Source organism: Actinocatenispora comari (assembly GCF_017312725.1).
Lineage (GTDB): Bacteria > Actinomycetota > Actinomycetes > Mycobacteriales > Micromonosporaceae > Actinocatenispora > Actinocatenispora comari.
In genome coordinates this window covers 127,204-150,468 of record NZ_BOPO01000055.1, presented here as the reverse complement: position 1 = coordinate 150,468, position 23,265 = coordinate 127,204, and the positions used below count along the sequence as shown (strand labels likewise).

Below are 23,265 nucleotides of genomic sequence, written 5' to 3'. Positions count from 1 at the left end.
CCGACACACCGCGGCCGATCGGCCGGCGGGAGCCGTTCCCGTGCGTGGCGAGCCTCGGCAGCCCGCTTCGGGCGAACCCGAGGCGAGTTGCCACGGCGGCCGCCCGTTGCGCTACTACGTGGCACGTACTATCGTGGCGCGTACTAAATCGGAGCGGAGGGCATGCATGGCTCGGGACGGGTTGGCGAGCGAGGTGCGGCGCGCATCGTGGTGCTGCGTCGTGATGGCGGGGATGTACACGGCGTTCGCGTGGACCACGACGCAGCTCGGCGCGGTGCGGGCGCACAGCGCGTGGCAGGACGACCCGTACGACGTGGTGGTCTCCGGCACGCAGGTGCTCGTACCGGTGCTGGCCGCGGCACTGGTGCTGCGGATCGTCGGCCACCGCGCAGGCGTCGCGGCGGGCTCCGATCCGGCGGTGGCGGGCGAGTTGCTTCGCGCCGGCCGAGTGCTGGTCGGGCTGGTCGCGGCGACCGTGGCCGTCGACTGGATCGCGGTCGGTCTGCGGACGCACCAGAACCGTTGGGGCGACACCGGTCGAGCGCTGATCCTGGCGCTCGCCGTCGTGACGCTCGTCGCCGCGACGGCCGCCGGGGCGCTGAGACTGGCCGGGCGCGGCGGTACACCCCAGCGCACCCCGAACACACCGGACTGGGCCGACAGCCTGCTCGACGCGGTCGCCGGCCTGGCCGCCTCCCGCGGGCGGCCGGGACGAGCGGTGGCCCGCGCCGCGCGGTGGCTGCGGCGGGTCGTCGTCGGCGGCCGGTACGGGCTGCGCCGGCACCGGCTGTCCGCCGCGGTGCTGCTCTGCGGCGCGGTCTCGGCCGGACTCACGCTGGGCGAGGCGCTCGGCGACGGCCTCGGCGCGCGGCCCTGGGCCGCGGCGATCGGCCGCACCGTCATCGGTACCGCCTGCCTGCTGACCGTGGTCCTCCCGGCCGGCGCCTACCTGGGCGTCCTTCGCCCCATCCCCGATGGCTCCGGGCGCCGGCCGGCCCTGGTCCGTGCCGGCTACGCGATGATCGCGAGCGTGCCGGTCGCGGTCGGGCTGCGCGCCGGGATCGGTGCCATGGTCGACTATCCGGTCACCGGCTGGGGCCGGCTCGCCCGCCTCACGGTCGTGGTCGCGGTGCTGGTGGGTCTCGTCGCGCTCCTGACCCAGGCGGTACGCCGTCGCCGGCATCCCGCCGCCCGGGTGCTGCTCGCGCTGCCGCTCGCGATCGTGCTGGCGCTGACCGGCACGGTGACCTACCTCGGCGTCCGGCACGTGCTGCCGCGGGCCCTGCCGCCGCCCACCGGGCCGTACCGGGTGGGTCGCACCGCCTTCGACTGGACCGATTCGGGCCGCCTCGACCCGCTCGCCCCCGAACCGGGACGACCCCGCGAGCTGTCGGTCTGGGTCTGGTACCCGGCACCGGCCGGCACCGCGGGCCCGCCCGCACCGTACGCGCCGGGCCACTGGGCCGGGGTGCTGCAGTTCGGCCTGCTCGCCAACCGGCTCGACGCGCTACGCACCCATTCGATCGTCGCAGCGCCGGTGGCGTCGGGCCGGTTCCCGCTGGTGGTACTGGAACCCGGGATGGGGCTGAGCGCGCCGCAGTTCGCCACGCTCGCCGAGGATCTCGCCAGCCACGGCTACCTGGTCGCCGGCGTCACCCCCACCTACAGCGCCAACCTCACCGTGCTGCACGGGCATCCGGTACGCGCCACCGCGCGGGGCAATCCGCAGAACTTCAGCCAGCCCGCCGGCGACCGGCTGGTACCGGTGTGGGCCGGTGACGCCCGCTTCACCGCCGCGCGGATGGCCGGAGTGCGCGGTGCGCTGGCGGGGCACGTCGATGCCACGCACGTCGTGTACCTCGGGCACTCCTTCGGTGGAGCCGCCTCGCTGCAGGCCTGCCACGACGACCCGCACTGCGCCGGGGCCGCCGATCTGGACGGCACCCCGTACGGGCCGGTGGTCGGCACCGGGCTGACCGCGCCGATGATGCTGCTGGGCACGCCGGGCGACTGCCTGGCCGGCCGGTGCCACCCGAAGGACGCCGACCAGCGCGCGATCCGTACCGCCAGCCGGTCGTTGCGGTCGGCCAGCAGCGGCCCGTGCTTCCGGTACGAGATCGCCGGCACCGAGCACTTCAACTTCACCGACTACGGTGCCTACTACATCCCGGCGGCGCTGCACGGATTGGCTCAGCTGGGGCCGATCGACGGTGATCGCGGGCTGGCCGTCGTCTCGGCCTACGTCACCGCGTTCGTCGATCACGTGCTGCGCGCCGGCCCGCCGCCGGCACCGAGCCACCGCTATCCGGAGGCCCACCGCATGTCGTGAGCCCCCCGGTCCGGCAAGCCGGTGGCGCCGACGGACCGGCGCCACCGGTCGTCAGCAGCTCTTGGTGCCGTCGTACCGACGAGCGGGCGGGACGTTCAGTTCCTCGTCGCTGAACCTGACCTCACCGCCGTGCCTGATCGTGAAGCACGTCGAGTCGTTGCCGTGCCACACGATGACCTTCCGAGACGACCAGGCCGGCGAGGCCCAGCGAGGACACCGCCGCACCGCCTCGGCGCCGGGCTGTCGGTGGGTTGCCGTAGGCTTCCCGCCGCCACGGACCCCACCGGGAGGAACCGCAGTTGACCGGCCTGCCTGCTTTCCCGCTGCCCTTTCACGCGTCCCGCTCCGCAGCGTTCGCGACACCCCGCACCCTGCGGGAGCTGCAGATGATGCAGTGCAGCGCGCACATCCGGGCGAAGCCCGGCTGGTACGACAAGATGAACGACCCCGAGATCGCCGAGCGGTGGACGCGGGAGGCGATCGACCAGGGCATGACCGAGGCGCAGGTGCGGTACGTCCTCGCCGAACTCGCGCACTACGCCGCGCTGCGGGATGCCGCGACCGGCGCCGAGGTGTCCGCCGTCGACGGCGTCTGGCAGTCCGACACCCTGGTCGACACCGAGCTGGCCGACCGGCTGCGGGCGGCGGTCTCGGTGCTGGAACAGGTACCCGAAGCGGAGCAGGACTGGCATCCCGGGTCCGACGGCCAGGTGCTCGACCTGGTCCACCCCTCGCTGTTCTGCCTGGTGAGGGAGGTGAGCGGGGCACCCGAGCGGGCGTGGCGGAACCCGACCGACCACTACTCGCGGTACGAGTTCTCGGAGCAGTTCCAGTGGCTGCCCACCGACGTCGACGTCAGCGCGGACGGTGACGTCAGCTTCCGCTCGTACGTCAACAACCTCCACCCCGAGCGGCATCACGAGCTGGCCGCCGTACTGCCGGAGTTGTTCGCGCGGATGCGGCCGCTGCTGGAGAACGTGCTCACCGACCTGCGCCGGCCGCGGCCGCTGCGGATCGAGGCCGACCCGTACGGGTGGTACGACTCCGAGCCGGAGTACCCGGACAGGTCCTCCTTCAGCGACGACGAGGCCTACAAGCAGGCCATGGACGCGTGGGAGGTGGCCAACGACGACTGGTGGGAGAACCGCCGCCCGGTCGTCCCGGACGCCCCGGTCTTCACCGCGCCCGAGGTGCCCGACGCGTCCGCCCGGGTCGATCTGCGCGGCCGCCGGCTCCAGGTCATCGTCAAGCTCGCCACGATCCACCTCACCCCCGACAAGCCCGAGTACGCCGGCGGTTCCTGGCATGTCGAGGGCATGTTGAACGAGCGGATCGTCTCGACCGGCATCTACTACTGGGACAGCGAGAACATCACCGAGAGCCGGCTGAGCTTCCGGACCGCCCTCGACGACCCGGAGTACGAGCAGAACGACGACAGCGGCGTGCGCGCGGTCTACGGTCTGGAGGACGAGGACGCGCTGAACCAGCTGCTGGGCTCGGCATCGACCCCGGCGGGCCGCTGCCTGGCTTTTCCGAACGTCCTGCAACACCGCGTCGGTTCGTTCCGCCTCAGCGACCCCACCCGGCCCGGGCACCGCAAGATCCTGGTGTTCTTCCTGATCGATCCGTCCGAGCCGATCGTGTCGACCTCCGACATCCCGCCACAGCAGCCGTGGTCGGACAGCTCGACCATGACGCTGGAACAGGCCAAGGGCTACCGCGAGCAGCTCATGCGGGAGCGCAAGTTCTTCGTCGACGAGCACAACGAGCAGCTCTACGAACGCCAGTTCTCGCTCTGCGAGCACTGAGAAGCTGCCCGGAGACGGCCGGACGACAAGAGGCGCCTCGCCGGCGTGCCGACGCAACGGCGCCTCTTCGCCGTACCAGCCAGGTCACGCCGGTGCCGGCCTGGCCGGCGGCGCGGTGCGGGCCGACCCCGGCGGTGGTCGGGGCCGGCCGCGCCGGTTACTTGTCGGCGAGCAGCTTGCCGCCCGCCGCGTACCGGTCCGCGGGGTACTCCTCGATCCAGACGTGCACGGCCTCGGCCGGCGTCTGGCACGCGTCGACGAACGCATCGGTGATGCGGCGCACGAGGTCGCGGGTGGCCTCCGGCGACTTGGGCAGCTGTTGGACGATCACGTTGGGCATGCCGAGCTCCTCGAATCTGTGCAGCAGCACCGTTTCCCGGTGCTGACGAGGAGTTCACCAGAACGCGGTGCGCGCACCAAGGTTCAGCTGGCGATGGCTACGATCACGACCCGTGATCAATGCGGGGAGTCTCGCGCTGACGGTGGCTCGTCCCGACGGCGACGCCACCCGGTCCCACGGCAATCATGACGGACGGCAGCCAGCCGCAACACTGTGTACAGTCGGCTCGCATCGGGGGATGAGGTCGGCACCGTCGACGGCGAGGGGACGCGGAGTGATCGACACACCGTACGCGGCATCGGAGCGAGACATGCTCCTGGCATACCTGCGCCGTCAGCGAGAACTGGTGTGCTGGAAGGTGACCGGGCTCGATGACGAAGCCGCCCGCAAGACGAGTACCGCCAGTGGGCTCACCATTCACTGGTTGGTGTGGCACCTCGGCGGCGCGGAGTACTGGTGGCTGTCCTGCCGGCTCGGCGGCCAGTCGCCCGAGGACGGCGATCCGGGCCTCGACCCGGACACCGCGACGCTGGCCGAGCTGGTGAACGACTACCGGAACGAGTGCCGGCGTTCCGACGAGATCATCGCGGCGCACCAGCTCGACGACGTCGCCGCGGACGGCCCGCCGCAGACCCTGCGGTGGATGTTGCAACACCTGATCGAGGAGACCTCGCGGCACCTCGGGCATCTGGACCTGCTGTGCGAGCAGGCCGACGGCCGCACCGGCGAGGCCCCCGAGTAGACCGCCGACCGTGGTACGCCGGGAAGATCTCGGCCGCGCCGGTCAGTCCGATGTCGCGCCGGTACGGCCGGGCGCCGTTGCGGGCGGTGGGTCGAGGTCGGTCACGGCGGCGAGGGCGCTGTCGCGGGCGGTGGGTCGAGGTCGGCCACGGCGGAGAGGGCGCCGGTCAGTGCGCCGAGGCAGACGTCGCGCAGTTCGGTGCGGGAGAACGCCCTGCTGGTGAGCCATTCCGTGCACAGCACCCGGACCGACACCAGCCAACCCGCCAGCGCCGCCGAGGCCAGGGCCCGCGCGTGCTCGGTGAGTCCGGCGGCGTCGACGATGCGTTCCCGCAACGCGGCCAGCTCGTCGGTGATCACCGCCTGGATGACCGGATCACCGGCGAGCGTGCGGTTGGCGGCGAGGACAGTGTTGCGGTTGGCCAGGAAGTAGTCGATGTGCGCGTCGAGACCGGCGGACACCTGGTCGAGGACGGGCAGCGCCGGGTCGAGCCTGGTCTGGGCAAGCAGCTGGTCGGCCGCCTGCCGGTAGACGGCGGCGAACAGGTCGCGCTTGGCCGGGAAGTACTTGTACAGCAGGGCGCGGGACACGCCGGCGCGTTCGGCGACGTGTTCCATCCGTACCTCGTCGTAGGGCCGGTCGGCGAACAGGCGCGCGCCGACGTCGAGGAGCTGGCCACGGCGTTCGGCCGGGTCGAGCCGGCGGCGTGCGGTCACGGACCACAGCCTAGTTGACAGTCGTCCACTAACGCCATACGGTCCCTTGGTAGATGGTTGTCTACCAACGTGGATCGCGTGGGGGGACCGTGGCACGGCTGCTCAAGGTGCTGCTGCTGGTGATGGGCGTGGCCTGCGTGGCGATCGGGGTGTTCCACTTCGTCCTCGGCACCGCGTCCGTCCCGGGCGAGGCCGCCGCCGGCGCCACCGTCGACAGCCGCGAGCGGTACTACGGCGCGATCTTCGCCGGGTACGGAGTTGCCTGGCTCTGGGCCGCCCGGCAGACGCCGATCCGCGCCGTCGCCGTCCGCTGGCTCGCCGGGATCTTCCTGCTGGGCGGCATCGGCCGGATCGTCTCCCTGGCCCTGCATGGCGCGCCGCAGTGGTTCCAGCTCGTGCTCGCGGCGCTCGAACTCGTCCTGCCGCCCGTCTACTTCGCGCTCGCCACCGCCGACGAGCGCCGGGCGGCGGCGACCCGGACAGCCTGATCGTGCCGGCGACGCGACAGTCGCCCCGAACGCCGCGACCCCGACACGCAGGTCCGGACGGCCGACCCCGGCAGGCACGTCCGAACGCCGCGACCCCGGCACGCAGGTCCGGACGGCCGACCACGGTACGCAGGTCCGGACGGCCGACCACGGTACGCAGCCGAGATTGCCGACGCGGCCGCGCGCCGCGCTGCCCGCGGGTCGCCGGTCAGGCGCCACCCGCTCGGCGCTGCCGCCCCGGCCGAGCCGACGGCGCTCGGTTGCCGGCACGGGCGGTCGAGGCCGGCTTGGGCCCGCCGGCGGCCATCGCGGCCAGCAGCGGGCGCACCCGGTCGGCGAAGTCGTCGGCCCGGCCGCGAGCCGTGCGGGCCCCCGCGAGCCGGTCGAACACCAACCCGTCGAGGTAGGCGACGAGGTCCGCGGCACGCTCCGGCTCCACCGGCACGCCCGCTGCGGCGAGCAGGTCGACCACCCGGTCCCGGAGTCGGGCGCCGGTGTCGGACAGCAGTTCCCGGATCCGCGGTCGGCGATTGGCCTCCAGCGCCAGCTCGTAGCGGGCGAGGTGTCGATCGGCCTCCTCGGTCACCCACCGTTCGAGCACCGCGGCGATCGCGCGGGCGAGCCCGTCGAGCCCGCCGGGCGCCGAGGTCGGCACCGCGCCGAGATCGCCGGCGGTCACCTCGGCCAGTCGCCGCACCACCGCCTCGAGCAGCGCGTCCCGGGTGCGGAAGTAGTACGACGTGGATCCTTCCGGCAGCCCCGCGGCGCGGTCGACGGCGCGATGGGTCAGCCCGCGCATCCCCTCCCGGGCGAGGGTCGCGATCGCCACGTCTGCCAGCTCTTGCCTGCGCGACATCCTACAAATGTAGAGTACTCTACATCCGTAGAGTCAGAGACCGGCCACGGCCGCGGGGACATCGAGCCTGGTCGCGGCAGAACCATGGAGGGAGAACCGATGCGCAAGGCGATCGTCGTCGGCGGCGGCATCGGTGGGCTGAGCACGGCGGTCGGCCTGCACAAGGCCGGATGGCAGGTCACCGTCGCCGAACGGGCGGCGCGGTTTCGGCCCAGCGGTTCCGGCATCACGTTGTGGCCCAACGCCTTGCGCGGGCTGGCCGAGCTGGGCGTGGCGGAGCGCCTGGGCCCGGGCCTGACCGCGGCCACCGCCGAGCTGCGCGACAGCCGCGGCCGCCTGATCCTGCCGTTCGACGGTACGGCCTTCGAGGACTGCTTCGGGCACTTCCTGGCCGGCGTGCACCGGGCCACTCTCGTCGAGGCGCTGCGCGCCGGCCTGCCCGACTCGTGTCTGCGACCCGGCACCGAGGTCGTCTCGGCGGATCGGGACGGACGAGTCAGCTTCCGCGACGGCAGCAGCGACCGGGCCGACGTCGTCGTCGGCGCCGACGGCATCCACAGTCGCCTGCGCGCCTGCCTGTGGCCCGGGCACGCAGCGACGCGGTACGCGGGTTCCACCGCGTTCCGCGGCGTCGCGCCGGCGGCGGCCGACGCGCCGGTCGGGATCGTCTGGGAGCCCGGCGTGGAGTTCGGTGTCGTCCCGCTTCCGGCCGGCCGTCGGTACTGGTACGTCGCGCTGGTCGCGCCGCCGGGCCGGACCCACGACGATCCGCAGCGATACCTGCTGGAGCGCTTCGCCGGCTGGCCCGCCGCACTGCGCGGCCTGATCGCGGCCACCCCGAGCGAGGCGGTCCTGCACCACGACATCCAGGTACTCGCCCGGCCGCTGCGCAACTACGTCAGCGGCCGCGTCGCACTGGTGGGCGACGCCGCGCACGCCATGACCCCGTTCCTCGGCCAGGGCGGATGCCAGGCCATCGAGGACGGTGTCGCGCTGGCGGCGGCGCTCGCGGAGGGCGACGAGACCGGCATCGACGACGCGCTGGACAGCTACGACCGGTCGAGGCGACCGCGCGCGCAGTCCATCGTCGCCGCCTCCGAGCAGATGGGCCGGCTCGGGCATCGCCGCCGCAACCGCCTCGTCGTCGCCGCCCGCCGGCTGGTGCTCGCCCACACGCCGACATCGGTGAGTCTGCGCAGGATGGCGCGGACCGCCGACTGGCAGCCACCGTCCATCCGCCCGCAGGCCGGTACGCCCAGCGAGACCCGAGATCGGTAGCCAGGTGCACCGGTGGGGCCGCCCGGCTGCTAGGGTCTCGTTTACCGACCGCGGTCGGTAAACTGAGGAGTGGAACGCATGCGTCACCTGCCCAAGTGGGATCTGCACCATCACGTGGTGCCGAACTGCTACGTCGATGCCATGCGCGCCGCCGGCGTGACGCAGGTCGGCGGATTCCGGTTCCCCCGCTGGACACCGGAACGCTCGCTGCGGACGATGGACTCGCTGCACATCGAGCGCGCCTGGCTCTCGCTCTCGTCGCCGGGCGTATGCGTGGACGGCATCGCCGACCCGGCCGCGCTCGCCCGGCAGCTCAACGACACGCTCGCCGCGATCGTGGCCACTCGGCCCGACCGGTTCGGCTGGTTCACCACGCTGCCGCAGGCCGACGTGGCCGCGAGCGTGGCCGAGATCGAACGTACCGACACCCGCGCCGTCGGCCTGCTGTCCAACGCGGCCGACGTGCACTTCGGCCACCCCGACCTGGATCCGCTCTGGTCCACTCTGGACGAACGCAGCGCGGTCGTGTACGTGCACCCCAACGGACGGCCGGGCACCGACGACGCCGGCCTGCTGAACCCGCTGTACCTGTGGCAGAACGACACCGCGCGCACCATGCTCGACTTCCTGCGCGCCGGCGGGCACGTGCGCTACCCGAACATCCGTTGGGTGCTCTCCCACGCGGGCGGCCCGCTGCCTGCCATCCTCGACGACGTACTGCGTGGCCTGCGCCGGGAGCGCCCGGCGATCGACGCGGAACTCGACGCGTGGCGCCCGCACGTCTTCCTCGACACCGCGTCGAAGGCCTACGACGAGCAGGTACCGGCGATCCTGGCGTTCGGTGGCCCGGGGCAGGTGACGTTCGGCTCGGACTTCCCGTGGGCCCGCCCGACCGCGGCCAGGATGATCGCCCGCGCCTACCAGCGGGCCGCGCAGCGGCTCGAACTCGGCGAGGAGCAGCTGCGGGGCATCTTCCGCGACAACGCGGTCCGCCTGTTCGCGCGCGAGGACCGACCCGCACCGCGGACGACTCCCCCGGCGTTCTCCGACTTCCCGGCAACGACCGGCCCGCAACCGGGCGGCAGGCCGCTACCGGACGGGTTCTGGGACGGCGGCGACGCGCCGGTACGGGAACGCATCGTGCTGCACAACGACTCCCTCGGCGCCGGCGACCTGGCGGTGGTCGACATGCTGCAGCCCGACTTCTCCATCGACGAGATCGGCCGGTGTCGCCGGCGGGGCGTGGCCGGCCTGCGCGTCCCGCTCGACCTTGCCGGGCTCGCTCCGGGGCAGGACTTCGTCGACCAGCGGCTGCTCGACGCCCTCGCCAAGGGAACCGATCTGCTGCGCTTCGAGCCGCGCGCCGACGGGCTGCCGCTGCTGACCGAGGGCCGGCTGGATGCCGTGCTGTTCTGCGCGCAGGGGCAGTGGCTGCGCCGCCTCGACCGCATCCGCGGCTCGCGCGTGATCCTCGCACAGACCGCGGGAGCCATTCCCTACCTCGCCCGGCCGATCGATATCCTTCGCTACCTGGGCCGCGGCAGGCTCGGCGCGCTCGCCTACGCCTGGGCCACCTTCGTCGTGCGGCGGCCCGCCGGCTACCGCTGGCTCCGGGCGACCGGACGGGAGTGAGGGGAACAGCATGGGCCGGCCCGCGACCCAGCACGATCCCCGCCGGCGGGCGCTCGTGGCCGCCGCCGAAGAGGTCTTCGTCGTCAAGGGCTACCGGGCGACCACCATCGGCGACCTGCTGGCCGTGACCGGCCTGTCCAAGGGCGGCTTCTACCACTACTTCGCGTCCAAGGAGGACGTGCTGCGGGCGTCGCTGGACGGCCTGCTCGACGAGGCCGAGAGCGTGCTGCGGGAGGCCGGCACCCTACCTGGTACGCCGACCGACCGGCTCCGCGCCGTCTTCCGCGGCATGCGCGAGCTGCGGTCGCGGCGAGGTGAGTTCCCCCGCACGCTCGCCGTCGTCCTCGGCGACGAGACCCCGGCGGCCGCCTTCCACCGCGACCTCATCCAGCGGCTCGGCCCGCCGTTGGCCGACATCCTCGCCGGATTCCCCGTCGCCGAGCCCCGCTGTACCGCCGAGCTGATCCTCGACCTGCTCACCGCGGTCACCCGCAGCCCCAACCGCGCGGCGTACCTGACCGATCCGGACGCCCGGGCGCGGCTGACCACCTCGTTGCGCGAGCTGATCGCCCGCACGCTCGGCCTGGATCCGGCCGACCCGGCCCTCCTCGACTTCGGTTGGTGAGTGCCTCGGCCGCCTGTCGTCGGTGACCTACGTGCTGGTCCGCCAGGACGGCACCTGGCAGGTCACCGCGTTCCAGAACACCCGCTACCGGGGTGCGGGCCAGTGCTTCGGCCTTCAGGTCGGGAGTGAGGGCCCGAGCTGGGAGGGCCGTCAGGGCCTGGGCAGTGTCTTATGCGGGACGGTTCTGCTGCTGGATGTAAATGCTTCACAGCGCTCAGCGGTGCGCCGCCGACGGAGCCTGCGAAGTACGAGCCCGACCAGAGTTTGTTGGCCTGGTAGTAGTGGCGTACAAGGTCGGGGAACTCCTGCCGCAGGTGGCGCGAGGAGACGCCCTTGAGACTATTGACCAGTCGGGCCACCGCCATCTTGGGCGGGAAGGTGCCTAGCAGGGGGACGTGCTCGTTCTCGCCGTTGAACTCGACCAGCTCCGCCTGGAAGCCGGCACAGACGTGCCGCATGATCGCTTCCATCCGGGTCAGGTGCCAGACGGTGAACACCTTGTGTCGGAACTTCGATACGAAAACCAAATGGGTGTCCATCGCGAAACACAGTTCCTATCGGAGCGGATACCTTCAAGTTCTGCCATAAAGGAACCGGTACGATGCTTCTCGTGCAGCTCCGGTACAACTTCCGCGTGTATCCGACGCCCGACCAGCAGGTCGAGCTGGCCAAGGCATTCGGGTGCGCGCGGGTGGTGTTCAACGACGGGCTGCGCCTGCGCCAGGCCGCGCGGGAGGCGGGCGAGAAGTACATCTCCGACGCCGAGCTGTCCCGGCGGGTGATCACCGAGGCGAAGCTGACCCCCAAGCGGGCCTGGCTGGGCGAGGTGTCGGCGGTGGTGTTGCAGCAGGCCCTCGCGGACTTGAACACCGCCTACCACAACTTCTTCGTCTCGATCACGGGCAAACGCAAGGGCCGCAAGCTGGCCCCGCCCCGCTTCCGGTCCCGCAAGGACAACCGGCAGGCCATCCGGTTCACCAAGAACAGCCGGTTCCGTGTGCTCGACAGCGGCCGGCTCAGGCTGCCGAAGATCGGCGACCTGTCGGTGCGCTGGTCGCGGACGCTGCCCTCGGCCCCGTCCAGCGTGGCGATCATCCGGGACGCGGCCGGCCGGTACTTCGCCTCGTTCGTCGTGCAGACCACCGACGAGACGTTGCCTCCGGTCGATTCCGAGGTCGGTATCGACCTGGGCCTGGCCCACTTCGCGGTGCTGTCGGACGGCACCAAGGTGCCCGCGCCAAGGTTTCTGCGCCGAGCCGCTCGCAAGCTGCGCAAGTTGCAGAAGAATCTCTCGCGTAAGCAGCGCGGGAGCCAGAACCGCAAGAAGGCCGTCGTCAAGGTTGCTCTCGCCCATGCGCGGGTGGCCGATACCCGGCGGGACTGGCAACACAAGCTGTCCACGAGCATCGTTCGCGACAACCAAGCGATCTATGTCGAGGACCTGTGCGTGGCCGGTCTCGGCCGGACTCGGCTGGCGAAGTCGGTGCACGATGCCGGGTGGGCCAGCTTCACCGACATGCTGGAGTACAAAGCCGCCCGGTACGGGCGGACCTTCGGCCGCATCGACCGGTTCGCGCCCACCAGCCAGACGTGCTCGGCGTGCGGCCGGATCGATGGCCCCAAGCCGTTGCATGTCCGGTCGTGGACCTGCTTGTGCGGGGCAGTCCACGACCGGGACATCAACGCGGCGATCAACGTGTTGGCCGCCGGGCAGGCGGACAACTCAAACGACCGTGGAGCGCAGGTAAGACCGGCGTCCGTGCCGGCACCGCGCCGTGAAGCGGTAACCCACCCGGACGCCGCGCGTTCGGCGCGCAGCGTGGAGGGGATCTCCGTCCTATCGGGCGGAGAGGATGCCAACGGCCCTGGTCGCGCACCCTGTTCGGCCGCCTGACGACCCGCGGCGCGGCGACGTCCGCAAGTACGGTCAGGTGATCTTCATGCCGAGCGCGGGGACGAAGGCGAACCGCTGCTCGGCGTCGGCGGGCAGGACCGCGCCGCTGCCCGGCTCGTTCAGGTCGGCCCGGCTGATCACGCCGTCGACGATGGGGAACGGCTTGCCCTGGGTGGCCTCGCGCATCGGGTTCTTCAGCGTGCAGACCTCGAGCAACGGCATCCCGAGCGCGAAAGCCACGTGCGCGCTGTTGAGCAGTTGCACGCCACTGCCCCACACGTGCGGGATGGAGTCGACTCCGCGATCGCGCGCATCGGCGACGACGCGGGCGAACTGGCTGAAACCACCGACCATGCCGACGTCGGGCTGCACGACGCGCACACCGTCGGCGGCCATCAGGTGCCCGAAGTCCTCGCGCACGCTGTAGCTCTCCACTCCCGAGACGGGGACCGTCAGCGCCGCGGTGACCTCCGCGTAGCCGGGCACGTCCTCGGCCGCGCACGGCTCCTCGTACCAGTGGTACGGCAGGATCGACTCGAACGCCCTCCCCACCTCGATCGCGTCGGCGATCCGCCACGGCCGGGATGCGCAGCCCTGTACCAGATCCAGCGCGACGCGGGTGCCCGGGCGAAGCCGGGGGGCCAGGTACTCGAGCAGGCCGACCGTCGTCTCGGGGTCGCGCATGGCGCGGATCTTGACCGTCTCGAAGCCGGCGCTCTCCTGCTCGGCCACCCAGCCGGCGACCTGCTGCTCGGTGACACCTAACCCGCCGCTCGCGTAGCCGCGAATCGATTCGGGCACCCGATCGACCCGGGCACCGCCGGCGTGGCCGAGCTGGTCGAGCTGGCCGGCGAGGTGCTGCCACAACGGGACACCCTGCTCCTTGGCCTCGGCGTCCAGGCAGGCCAGCTCGACCGCCGCGATCACCCCGGAGGCGATCCCGCCGCGGGCCCAGAACCGGGTGTACGAGCGGAGCTGGTCGCCGATCGCGATCGCCGCGAACTCGCCGTCGGGCAGGTACGGCCGCAGCGCGGTGAGCAGCCCCGGTACCGCCTCGGCGGCCATGGTGGCCTGGGAGACCTCGCCGAGCCCCACCGCGCCGGTGCTGGTTCGTACCTCGACGAGGGCGGCGTTCCAGGCCCAGATGCGGCCACCGACCCACTCCAGCGGCGGGTCGTCGCGGTTGTCGTAGCTGAGCAGGACGGGACGAATGGCTTCGATGCGCACGGACACTCCCCCGGCAGATCTGGCGATTGGCTGGGCCACACGGATCGCGTTTCGCCGAAGGTTACGCCAGATGACGAGAGCACGCTAGATATTGGCCCAACCAATTTACGGCCAGGTCGGCCACGCGCGGTCGCGGCCTCAGCCCGCCGGTTCGACGTCGGTCAGCGCTTCGCGCAGCCGACGCTCGACCGCGCCCACGTGCGCGGCCGCGGCGGCGCTCGCCCGGGCCGGATCCCGGTCCCGGATCGCCGCGTAGATCGGCGCATGCTCGCTGCGCGCGTCGGTCGGGCGGCTGCTCGTGCGATAGAGCCCACCGCCGACCCGCAGCCGGAACGTCGTGCTGTTGAGCGTGGCGTCCAGTGCGGTCAGGGCAGGGTTCCGGGCCGCCTCGTTGACGAGTTGGTGGAACCGGATGTCCGCCGCGACGGTCTCGGGCGAGGTCGTGGTCTCGGTCCCCGGCGTCTCCGGCATCGACAGCAGGCACCGATGCAGTTCGTCGAGTTCCTCGTCGGTGATCCGCACCGATGCCAGTGCCGCCGCCTCGGCCTCGATGATCCGGCGTAGGGTCAGAAAGTCGACCAGGGTGGCGATCGGCGACACGTCGATCATGAACTCGACGCCGTCGAGCAGCGAGTGCGCCCGCCATTCGCGGACGAAGGCGCCGGAACCGCGCTTGATCTCGATCGCCCCGATCCGCTCCAGCGCGCCGAGCGCTTCCCGGATCGTGTTCCTCGAGACGTTCATCTCGGCCGCGAGGGACCGTTCGGGCGGCAGCTTGTCGCCCGGTCCGAGCCCGCGGGAGGTGATGTGGGTCTTGATCCGGCCGACGATCAGATCGACGGCCGAAGCGTCGCGGGACTGCTGCGGCGGCGTGTCCTCAGGCATGGCGGAAGCGTCTCATTCCGCCATGCCTGCCCGCCACTGGGCCACAGTCACACCGCTCCCACGGCAGCCTGGTCCGCCTCGACGGCCGCGTGGCCGCGGTTGGGCAGGATCACCAGGAAGGTCATGGCGCCGATGACGGCGATGGCACCGGTCAGTACCAACGGAAGGACGAACGAGCCGGTTGCGGTGATGATGGCGCCGGTGACGATCGGGCCGAGGAACCCGGCGACGTTGCCGGCGGAGTTCTGCACCCCGGCCAGCGCGCCGGTCTGCGAGCTGCTCGGCGCGTAGATCGCCGGGAACGTGCCCAGCGACGGCCCACCGATCAGCAGCGCACCGTAGCTGACCGCCAGCAACGCCAGCGCGGCGCCGGCCGAGGGGACCAGTACCGCCAGCGCGATCACGCTGGAGACCAGCATGCCGCTGACGATGAACCCCTTCCGGACCCGGATCGGATTCCGCCCCCGGACGATGAACCTGTCCTGCAGGAACCCGCTGGCCAGCTCGGTGACCACCGCGACCAGGCCCGGGATCGCGCCGAAGAAGCCCAGCTTGAGCAGGTCGAACCCGCGGTCCTTGACCAGGTACGACGGGAACCAGGTGATGAAGAAGTAGGCGGTGTAGTTGAAGCAGAAGTACCCCAGGATCAGCGCCCAGGTCGACCGGTGCCGGAACAGCTCGCGCCAGCGGGCCCTGGGTCGGTCGGCCGGCGCGGCGTCGGACCCGGCGGTACCGATCAGCTCCCGCTCCCTGGCATTGACCCGGCGGTGCCGCTGCGGGTCGCGGTACTCGATCAGCCAGCCGACCGCCCACAGCAGCGCCAGGGCGCCGACGACCAGGAAGGCGACCCGCCAGCCGGCCACGGCGATGATCCCGGCCACCAGCGGCAGGGTGATGACCCCGCCGACCCGGGCGCCCATGTCCCAGAGCCCGGTGGCCGTGGTGCGCTCGCGCGACGGGAACCAGCGCTGGGTCGCCTGGATGCACGAGGGGTACTGCGACGCCTCGCCGATGCCCAGCAGCAGTCGCAGTCCCAGCAACGAGGCGATGCCGGTGACCGCCGCGGTGGCGAGGGTGGCGATGCCCCACAGCAACCCACCGACTCCGTAGACCAGCCGAGCGCCGAGCTTGTCGACCAGGACCCCCGCCGGCAGCAGCACGATCGCGTAGGCGAGGAAGAACCAGCTCAGCACCAGCCCCTCGACCAGCGGCGGGATGTGCAGGTCGTGCCCCATGAACGGCAGCGCCACGCTGATCGTCGAGCGGTCGATGTTGGTGATCACCGTGCCCAGTCCGGCTAGCCCGGCGATCTGCCAGCGGACCCGGCTGGCGCGCCCCAGGGTGGATGTCATCAGTGCTCCTCGTCGAGTCGTGCGACCGCGGCGGGCTCTCTCGGCTCCGGCGGGCTCCGACCGAGTAGGCGAACGCGGGACGATATTGGTTGGGCCAATAGATCACGCTCTCCCGCTCATGGCAAGACCTACGCCACATTTTCGCCGTGCGGTCCAACCAATCTGTTGACGCTCTGCAGGAGTTGCTCTACGGTTCGGAGCAAGATCCGCCACAACCCTCGCAAGGAGACGCCGCTGTGCCCAGCGCTCGATCCCGTGCCGAACTCGACGCTCGCGTCACCTCGGACCAACTGTCCGACTCCCTGGACGCGCTGGGCGTACGAGGGCAGGTCATGACCGGTGACATCGGCGCCCTGCAGCGGCCCGCGCGCATCGCCGGGCCGGCCCGGACGCTCCGGTTCGCCCCGGTCACCACCAGCGTGGACGACGCGTACCGGGCGCCCGACCCGTACCGCCCGTTCATCGAGTTCATGGACGGGGTGCGGCCGGGCGAGGTCATCGTCATCGCCACCGGCGGCGACCGGCGCACCGCGTACTGGGGCGAGCTGTTCTCCGCCGCTGCGCTGGGGCGTGGTGCCGTCGGCGTGGTCTGCGACTCCTACACGCGGGATCGCCCGAAGGTCGAGGCGCTGGGCTTCCCGGTCTTCTCGGCCGGTACCCGTCCGCTCGACTACCGGGCCCGGATGCAGATCGTCGCCGCCCAGGTGCCGGTGCGCTGCGGCGACGTCGACGTCGCCCCGGGGGATCTGGTACTGGCCGACACCGACGGGATCGTCGTGGTGCCCGACGGCGTGCACGAGCAGGCGGTGTCCCGGGCCAACCAGCGGGCCGCCACCGAGTCCAGCGTGCTCGACCAGCTGTTGGCCGGTCGGTCGATCGGCGAGGTCTGGACGACCTACGGGGTGCTGTGACACCCGCATCCGCGCCGCCCCCACCCGATCCATCTCCTGTCGAGAGGAAGCCGACCATGCGCGCCGCCACCTACCGAGGTGACCGGAACATCTCGGTGCAGTCGTTGCCGGTAGCCGATCCCGCGCCGGACCAGGTGCAGCTGTCCGTGGCCTACGTCGGGCTGTGCGGCACCGACCTGCACGTGTTCCACGGCGACATGGACCGCCGGGTCAGCATGCCCGCCGTGCTCGGACACGAGATGTCGGGCACGATCTCCGCCGTCGGCGCGTCCGTCACCGGCTGGGCGCCGGGCGAGCGGGTCAGCGTGATCCCGCTGGTGTGGGACGGCACCTGCCCCGCCTGCCGCGCCGGCCACCAGCACATCTGCCAGAACCTCGACTTCGTCGGCATCGACTCGCCCGGCGCCCTGCAGGAGCGCTGGAACGTACGGCCGGACACGCTGGTCCGGCTGCCCGACACGCTCTCGCTGCGGCACGCCGCGCTCACCGAACCGGTCGCCGTCGCCGTGCACGACGTACGCCGCGGCGAGGTCGCCGCCGGCGACCGTGTCGTCGTACTGGGCGGTGGGCCGATCGGGGTGCTCATCGCCACCGTCGCGGCCGAGTTCGGTGCCGAGGTCGTGGTGGTCGAGCCGGACGCGCACCGCCGTGCCGTGGTGGCCTCGCTGGGCTTCCGGGCCATCGATCCCGGTGCCGGCGACCTGTCGGGGTGGGTCGACAGCTGGTCCGGCGGGGCCGGCGCCGACGTGGTCTTCGAGGTCTCCGGCGCGGCCTCGGCCGTACTGTCGGCCACCGACCTGGTCAAGGTGCGCGGCCGGCTGGTGGTGGTCGCGATCCACGGGCAACCGCGCCCGGTCGACCTGCATCGCATCTTCTGGCGGGAACTGACCGTCGTGGGCGCCCGCGTCTACCAGCGCGCGGACTTCGACACCGCCGTGGAGCTACTCGCTCGGCAGGTCGTGCCGGCCGACCGGCTGATCACCCGTACGGTGCCGCTGGAGGAGACCGGCGCGGCGCTGACGGCGCTGGGCCACGGCGCGGAGCTGAAGGTACTCGTGGAACTCGAACGGCAGCGGGAGGCGGCGTGAACTCGTCCTTCGATCTCAGTGGCCGCACCGCCCTGGTCACCGGCGCCCGGCGGGGCATCGGGCTCGCCATGGCCGAGGCGCTGGCCGCCGCGGGTGCCGACATCATCGCCGCGTCCGCCCACCTCGAACCCGACTCCAGCGAGGTCTCCGAACGGGTGCGGGCGCTGGGCCGCCGCTTCACCGGCCACCGGGTCGACTTCGCCGACCGGGCAGCCGTGATCGACTTCGCCGAGACGCTGGTGACCGACGAGGCCACCCGGATCGACATCCTGGTCAACAATGCCGGCACCATCCGCCGTACCCCGGCCGCCGAGCACTCCCTGCAGGACTGGGACGAGGTGCTCACGGTCGACCTGTCCAGCCAGTTCGCGCTGACCCAGATCCTGGCTCGGCCCATGCTGGCCCGCGGCCACGGCCGCATCGTGTTCACCGCGTCGCTGCTCAGCTTCCAGGGCGGCATCAACATCCCCGGCTACACCGCCGCGAAGTCCGGCATCGCCGGGCTGACCCGGGCGCTGGCCAACGAGTGGACCGGCCAGGGGGTGACCGTGAACGCGATCGCGCCGGGCTACATCGCCACCGACAACACCCAACCGTTGCGAGCCGACCCGGAGCGCTCCCGGACGATCCTCGACCGCATCCCCGCCGGCCGGTGGGGCGACCCGGCCGATCTCGGTGGCGCGACCGTGTTCCTGGCCAGCGACGCGGCGGCCTACGTGTCCGGGACGATCCTCCCGGTCGACGGGGGTTGGCTCGGGCGCTGACCCGGTCGGCCGGCGACCGGCCCGCCCCCCTGTCCGCCCACCTGTCACCGGAAGCGAGGTCGAGACGATGAGCTACGACGCGGCGGCCAACCGCATCACCGAGGTGACGATCCGGGTGTGCCGCGGGCAGGACTCGGCTGCCGACGTCACCGCCGCCGCGAACCTGCGCGGCGGCACCCGACCGCCGTTTCTGGTGTTGACGCTGACGACCGCGGACGGTACGGCCGGAACGTCGTTCGGGTTCGCCACCCTGAACCCGCGGGCGGCGGGTGAGGCGATGGTGCCGATCAAGCAGTTCTTCCTCGGCCGGGACGCCTACGAGCGGGAGCGGGCGGCACTGGAGTTCCGCCGGTTCGACCGCAGCTGGACGCTGTCGCCCAGCTACAGCTACGGCCCGTTCGACAACGCGCTGTGGGACATCATCGGCAAGAAGTCCGGAGTCTCGGTGTCCCGGCTGCTCGGCCGCTGGCGCGACCGGGTGCCGGTCTACGTCAGCTCGATGTTCCACGCCGAGGGCACCGCCGCCTACGTCGAGGAGGCCCGCGCGGTACAGGCGGCCGGCTACCACGGCTACAAGCTGCACCCGCCCGGCGTCCTCGCCCAGGACCTCGAGCTGTACGCGGCGGTACGCGACGCGGTCGGCCCGACGTTCACGCTGATGGCCGATCCCGTCGGCGCCTACGGCTACGAGGACGCCATGATCGTCGGCCGGGAGCTGGAACGGTTGCGGTACCGGTGGCTGGAGGAGCCGGTGCACGACGTCGACTGGCACAGCCAGCAGCGACTGCGGGAGAAGCTCGACATCCCGATCCTCGGTACCGAGACGAGCCCGTGGGGGCACCGGGGCACGTCGGCGGCGATCGCGCACGGCCACGTCGACGCGGTACGCACCGACGTGTCGTGGCGCGGTGGCGTGACCGAGGTGATGAAGGTCGGCAGTCTCGCGGACGCCTTCGGCATGCGCTGCGAACTGCACTCCTGCATCTACCATGCACTCGAGCTGATCAACCTGCAGTGCGCCTCGGCCATGACCAACTGCACCTACCTGGAACTGCTGTATCCGTTGCAGGACTACGACTTCGGGCTACGAGCCGGGCTGCGGATCACCGATGGACACGCCGCGGTCCCGGACCTGCCCGGCCTGGGGATCGACTACGACTGGGACTTCATCGACGACGCGACCGTCGCCGTGCTGTAGCCGCCCGGGCCGATGCCGGGAGTTCGGCACCATGGGCGCACCGGTCGTCGCAGCCCGTCTTGAGGGGTCCCGTCGTCGGGGGTGGCGAGGGAAGCCGGGCGGCGCCGGTGCGCCCATGGTGGGTCAGAGGACGAACTTGCAGGTGTCGAAGCCGTGGCCGATCTGGACGCGGGTCCCGAACCCGTTGCCGCTGTGCGGGTAGTACCAGAGGTAGCCGGCGGAGTCGACGGCGAGCACGTCGGCGTGCCCGTCCCCGCTGAAGTCCGCGGCGAACACCGACGTGAACGTCTGGAAACCGTGCCCGATCTCGACGGGAGAGCTCAGCCCGTTGCCGTTGTGCGGGTAGTACCAGAGCTTGCCCGAGGCGTCGACGCCCAGCACGTCGGCATGACCGTCCCCGCTCCAGTCCGCCGCCATCACCTGACGAAACGTCGACCAACCATGCCCGATCTTCACCGGACTGCTCAGCCCGTTGCCGTTGTGCGGGTAGTACAACAGGTCACCGGCGGCGTTGACGCCCAGCACGTCCGCGTGCCCGTCGCCGCTCCAGTCCGCCGCCATCACCTGACGAAACGTCGACCAACCGTGCCCGATCTTCACCGGACTGCTCAGCCCGTTGCCGTTGTGCGGGTAGTACAACAGATCGCCGGCGGCGTTGACGCCGAGCACGTCGGCGGCACCGTCGCCGCTCCAGTCCGCGGCGGTGACGAACCGGAAGGTACCCCACCCCGGGCCGATCTCGCTGTTGCCGCTCAGCTTCAGGCCGTTGTTCGGGTAGTAGTGCAGCTCCCCGTTGTTCCACACCGCGAGTACGTCGGCGTAGCCGTCACCGCTGAAGTCCGACACGTGGTCGCTCAGCGCCAGCTTCACCCGGGCGATCAGCGCGCTGGCCGCGCCCTGCGCCTGGTCGTAGCGGTCCGGGTAGGCCGAGACCTGTACCTTCTGGGCCACCTGGCCGGCCGACAGTCCCGGATACGCGGCCGCGACGTTGATCGCGCGGGTGAAGAACGAGTTCGACGCGTACGCGACGTTCATGATCTGTGCGGCGGTGCCCCAGCCCTGGGAGGGGCGCTGCTGGAACACGCCGAGCGAGTCGCGGTCGCCGCAGGGCAGGTTGTTCATGTTCGACTCGACCAGACCGGCCTCGAACCCGGCGAGCAGCACCTTGCTGCTCGCGCCGAGCTGGCGGCCGACCCGGTAGACCGTCTTCGCGACCGACAGGTCGGGGTTCGGCGGGATGTAGTCGCAGCTCTGCGGGGCCATGACGTAGCTCGGCAGGCCGACACTCGTGCCGGTCGGCGCCGCCGACGCCGTCGTACTCGACAGCACCACCACCGCGGCCACGGCGACGGCCATCCCCAGGCCGCTGCCACCGGCCCATCTTCGCCAGCCACCCGATCCGTTGCGGAACATACGTTCTCCTTTCCTCGTGCCCACGCCGATCCCGTCGATGCCGTTCACCGGCGGGGATCAGAGGACGAACGTGCAGCTGCCGAAGCCGTGGCCGATCTGCACCCGGGCGCCGAATCCGTTGCCGCTGTGCGGGTAGTACCACAGGTCACCGGCCGCATCGACGGCGAGGATGTCGGCGTGCCCGTCCCCGCTGAAGTCGGCGGCGACCACCGACGTGAAGCTCTGGAACCCGTGCCCGATCGTCACCGGGGAGCTCAGACCGTTGCCGTTGTGCGGGTAGTACAGCAGGTCGCCCGCGGCGTCGACGCCGAGCACGTCCGCGTGCCCGTCACCGCTCCAGTCCGCGGCCATCACCTGTCGGAACGACGACCACCCGTGGCCGATCTGGACCGGCGAGCCCAGCCCGTTGCCACTGTGCGGGTAGTACAGCAGGTCGCCCGCGGCGTCGACGCCGAGCACGTCCGCGTGCCCGTCACCGCTCCAGTCCGCGGCCATCACCTGTCGGAACGACGACCACCCGTGCCCGATCGTCAGCGGCGAGCTCAGCCCGCCGCCGTTGTGCGGGTAGTACAACAGGTCACCCGCCGCATTCACACCCAGCACGTCGGCGTACCCGTCGCCGCTCCAGTCCGCCGCGGTGACGAACCGGAACGTGCCCCAGCCGTGTCCGATCAGGCTGTTGCCACTCAGCGTCAGGCCGTTGTTCGGGTAGTAGTGCAACTCCCCGTTGTCCCACACCGCGAGGACGTCGGCGTAGCCGTCACCGCTCCAGTCGGCGATCGGCTCCTGCGACCACGGTCCGGTGCGCACGTACTCCCAGTGCCACGGCTCGCCGGCCGCCTGCCCGGTCGCCCAGCTCCAGCCGTACCCGGCCGCATGGCCCTGCAGCCACGAGAACTGGTTGCCGGGCAGGCTGAAGTCGACCGCCAGCGCCCACCCGTGGTTGGAGGTGCCGGGATACGCGGCGACGTTGCCCTGCCCCGACTGGTAGAGATTCCAGTAGTACCACTGGGTGGCGAGATCGCGGTAACCCTCGTTGATGGCGAGCGTGCCACCGGTCTGCGCGTGGTACGCGGCCTGCATCCGGCTTATCGAGATCGCCGCGTCGCGCCGCAGGTACAGGTTCGTCCCGTCCGCGCTGCGGCCCAGGTAGGTCAGCGCCGAGGTGGGGATCTGCCCGTTGGAGTACCCGCCCCACGCGCCGACGTGCGGCGAGATCGTCGACGGTTCGGCCGGTGCGCCCACCGCGGCGGTGGGAACGACCAGCGCGGCTGCCGCCGCCAGCGCCAGCGCGGCGATCCGGAGCGGCCAGGCTCTCCTGTGCGAGTGGGGCACCTCGTCTCCTCTCGGGTGGAGTACCGGGTCGGCGCCGACCGCGAAGTTTGCCCAGAATGTAGACAGGCCACGCCGCCTCGGCATCGGGCGTTCGACCGACGACCCGTGCACCCGGCCGCGCTCGGACCAGCAGTTCCCCTGAACGGTCGGCGGTATAGTTCCTCGCCCTCGACGGTTCGCGGGTTTCCGACCGCGGCCTCGGCGACCGGCTCGGAGAGGCGGTGATCGCGATGCCCACGCTGCCCGCCCGCCGCACCGCGTCTGCCCGCTGCACCGCGTCTGCTCACTGTGCCGGGGCGGCCCGCTGCACCGCGTCTGCTCGCTACACCGCGGCGGCCCGCTGCGGCACGCCGGTACCGGCTGCCGGCGGGGCACGGTGACCGT

Annotated in this window: 20 protein-coding genes and 1 pseudogene; 12 read left to right on the top strand and 9 right to left on the bottom strand. The window is 71.7% G+C overall.

Features of this window, described 5'->3' with window-relative positions:
* The first annotated feature begins 166 nt into the window (after nucleotides 1-166).
* Nucleotides 167-2,329: an alpha/beta hydrolase gene (locus NUM_RS16915; protein ID WP_207125824.1), complete on the top strand. Its 2,163-nt coding sequence runs from the start codon at nucleotides 167-169 to the stop codon at nucleotides 2,327-2,329.
* Between the two features lie 299 nt (nucleotides 2,330-2,628).
* Nucleotides 2,629-4,137, top strand: coding sequence for a DUF4246 domain-containing protein (locus tag NUM_RS16910; RefSeq protein ID WP_207125823.1), 1,509 nt, complete (start codon nucleotides 2,629-2,631; stop codon nucleotides 4,135-4,137).
* 157 nt (nucleotides 4,138-4,294) lie between these two features.
* Here the strand turns inward: NUM_RS16910 and NUM_RS16905 are convergent, their stop codons facing one another.
* Nucleotides 4,295-4,477 carry a tautomerase family protein gene (locus NUM_RS16905; RefSeq protein ID WP_207125822.1) on the bottom strand — a complete coding sequence of 61 codons (183 nt, stop codon included), beginning with the start codon at nucleotides 4,475-4,477 and terminating at the stop codon, nucleotides 4,295-4,297.
* 310 nt (nucleotides 4,478-4,787) lie between these two features.
* Here NUM_RS16905 and NUM_RS16900 point away from each other — a divergent pair, with 310 nt between their 5' ends.
* The gene (locus tag NUM_RS16900; protein ID WP_207125821.1) at nucleotides 4,788-5,219 is read left to right on the top strand and encodes a DinB family protein; all 432 of its coding nucleotides are present in this window, start codon (nucleotides 4,788-4,790) and stop codon (nucleotides 5,217-5,219) included.
* 101 nt (nucleotides 5,220-5,320) lie between these two features.
* Here the strand turns inward: NUM_RS16900 and NUM_RS16895 are convergent, their stop codons facing one another.
* The gene (locus NUM_RS16895; RefSeq protein ID WP_207125820.1) at nucleotides 5,321-5,935 is read right to left on the bottom strand and encodes a TetR/AcrR family transcriptional regulator; all 615 of its coding nucleotides are present in this window, start codon (nucleotides 5,933-5,935) and stop codon (nucleotides 5,321-5,323) included.
* Between the two features lie 89 nt (nucleotides 5,936-6,024).
* Between NUM_RS16895 and NUM_RS16890 the strand changes: the two genes are divergently transcribed.
* The gene (locus NUM_RS16890; protein WP_207125819.1) at nucleotides 6,025-6,423 is read left to right on the top strand and encodes a DUF4345 domain-containing protein; all 399 of its coding nucleotides are present in this window, start codon (nucleotides 6,025-6,027) and stop codon (nucleotides 6,421-6,423) included.
* Between the two features lie 208 nt (nucleotides 6,424-6,631).
* On the opposite strand, the gene NUM_RS16885 is transcribed toward NUM_RS16890, so the two are convergent.
* The gene (locus tag NUM_RS16885) at nucleotides 6,632-7,279 is read right to left on the bottom strand and encodes a TetR/AcrR family transcriptional regulator (protein WP_207125818.1); all 648 of its coding nucleotides are present in this window, start codon (nucleotides 7,277-7,279) and stop codon (nucleotides 6,632-6,634) included.
* 99 nt (nucleotides 7,280-7,378) lie between these two features.
* Between NUM_RS16885 and NUM_RS16880 the strand changes: the two genes are divergently transcribed.
* The 3 genes from NUM_RS16880 (at nucleotide 7,379) to NUM_RS16870 (ending at nucleotide 10,814) form a co-directional block, all read left to right on the top strand.
* Nucleotides 7,379-8,557 (top strand): FAD-dependent monooxygenase, encoded by a 1,179-nt coding sequence (locus NUM_RS16880; RefSeq protein WP_207125817.1) that lies wholly within the window; start codon nucleotides 7,379-7,381, stop codon nucleotides 8,555-8,557.
* Nucleotides 8,558-8,635: 78 nt separating this feature from the next.
* Nucleotides 8,636-10,189, top strand: coding sequence for an amidohydrolase family protein (locus NUM_RS16875; RefSeq protein WP_207125816.1), 1,554 nt, complete (start codon nucleotides 8,636-8,638; stop codon nucleotides 10,187-10,189).
* A 10-nt stretch (nucleotides 10,190-10,199) separates the two neighbouring features.
* A complete protein-coding gene (locus NUM_RS16870; RefSeq protein ID WP_207125815.1) occupies nucleotides 10,200-10,814 on the top strand; it encodes a TetR/AcrR family transcriptional regulator in 615 nt (204 codons plus the stop codon).
* A gap of 169 nt (nucleotides 10,815-10,983) precedes the next feature.
* Here the strand turns inward: NUM_RS16870 and tnpA are convergent.
* A pseudogene (gene tnpA / locus NUM_RS16865) lies at nucleotides 10,984-11,400 on the bottom strand (IS200/IS605 family transposase).
* Between the two features lie 15 nt (nucleotides 11,401-11,415).
* On the opposite strand from tnpA, the gene NUM_RS16860 reads away from it, so the two are divergent.
* Nucleotides 11,416-12,708 carry an RNA-guided endonuclease InsQ/TnpB family protein gene (locus tag NUM_RS16860; RefSeq protein ID WP_207125814.1) on the top strand — a complete coding sequence of 431 codons (1,293 nt, stop codon included), beginning with the start codon at nucleotides 11,416-11,418 and terminating at the stop codon, nucleotides 12,706-12,708.
* A 33-nt stretch (nucleotides 12,709-12,741) separates the two neighbouring features.
* Here the strand turns inward: NUM_RS16860 and NUM_RS16855 are convergent, their stop codons facing one another.
* The 3 genes from NUM_RS16855 to NUM_RS16845 form a co-directional block, all read right to left on the bottom strand.
* Entirely contained in the window at nucleotides 12,742-13,935 is a 1,194-nt protein-coding gene (locus NUM_RS16855) for an enolase C-terminal domain-like protein (RefSeq protein WP_207125813.1), read from the bottom strand.
* Nucleotides 13,936-14,073: 138 nt separating this feature from the next.
* Complete coding sequence (locus NUM_RS16850) at nucleotides 14,074-14,820, bottom strand: FadR/GntR family transcriptional regulator (protein ID WP_207125812.1); 747 nt, start codon at nucleotides 14,818-14,820, stop codon at nucleotides 14,074-14,076.
* Between the two features lie 47 nt (nucleotides 14,821-14,867).
* On the bottom strand, nucleotides 14,868-16,172 hold the full coding sequence (locus tag NUM_RS16845; RefSeq protein ID WP_207125811.1) for an MFS transporter: 1,305 nt from the start codon (nucleotides 16,170-16,172) through the stop codon (nucleotides 14,868-14,870).
* Nucleotides 16,173-16,408: 236 nt separating this feature from the next.
* On the opposite strand from NUM_RS16845, the gene NUM_RS16840 reads away from it, so the two are divergent.
* From NUM_RS16840 to NUM_RS16825, 4 genes are all read left to right on the top strand, one after another.
* Nucleotides 16,409-17,083, top strand: coding sequence for an RraA family protein (locus tag NUM_RS16840; protein WP_207125810.1), 675 nt, complete (start codon nucleotides 16,409-16,411; stop codon nucleotides 17,081-17,083).
* Between the two features lie 56 nt (nucleotides 17,084-17,139).
* Nucleotides 17,140-18,171 carry a zinc-dependent alcohol dehydrogenase gene (locus tag NUM_RS16835; RefSeq protein WP_207125809.1) on the top strand — a complete coding sequence of 344 codons (1,032 nt, stop codon included), beginning with the start codon at nucleotides 17,140-17,142 and terminating at the stop codon, nucleotides 18,169-18,171.
* A complete protein-coding gene (locus NUM_RS16830; protein ID WP_207125808.1) occupies nucleotides 18,168-18,935 on the top strand; it encodes an SDR family oxidoreductase in 768 nt (255 codons plus the stop codon). Before NUM_RS16835 ends, NUM_RS16830 begins: the two co-directional genes overlap by 4 nt.
* 67 nt (nucleotides 18,936-19,002) lie before the next feature.
* Entirely contained in the window at nucleotides 19,003-20,133 is a 1,131-nt protein-coding gene (locus NUM_RS16825; RefSeq protein ID WP_207125807.1) for an enolase C-terminal domain-like protein, read from the top strand.
* A gap of 123 nt (nucleotides 20,134-20,256) precedes the next feature.
* Here NUM_RS16825 and NUM_RS16820 read toward each other — a convergent pair whose 3' ends face one another.
* Together NUM_RS16820 and NUM_RS16815 are read right to left on the bottom strand one after the other, a co-directional pair.
* Entirely contained in the window at nucleotides 20,257-21,546 is a 1,290-nt protein-coding gene (locus NUM_RS16820) for an FG-GAP repeat domain-containing protein (RefSeq protein WP_207125806.1), read from the bottom strand.
* Between the two features lie 57 nt (nucleotides 21,547-21,603).
* On the bottom strand, nucleotides 21,604-22,881 hold the full coding sequence (locus tag NUM_RS16815; protein WP_207125805.1) for an FG-GAP-like repeat-containing protein: 1,278 nt from the start codon (nucleotides 22,879-22,881) through the stop codon (nucleotides 21,604-21,606).
* Nucleotides 22,882-23,265: the final 384 nt, after the last annotated feature.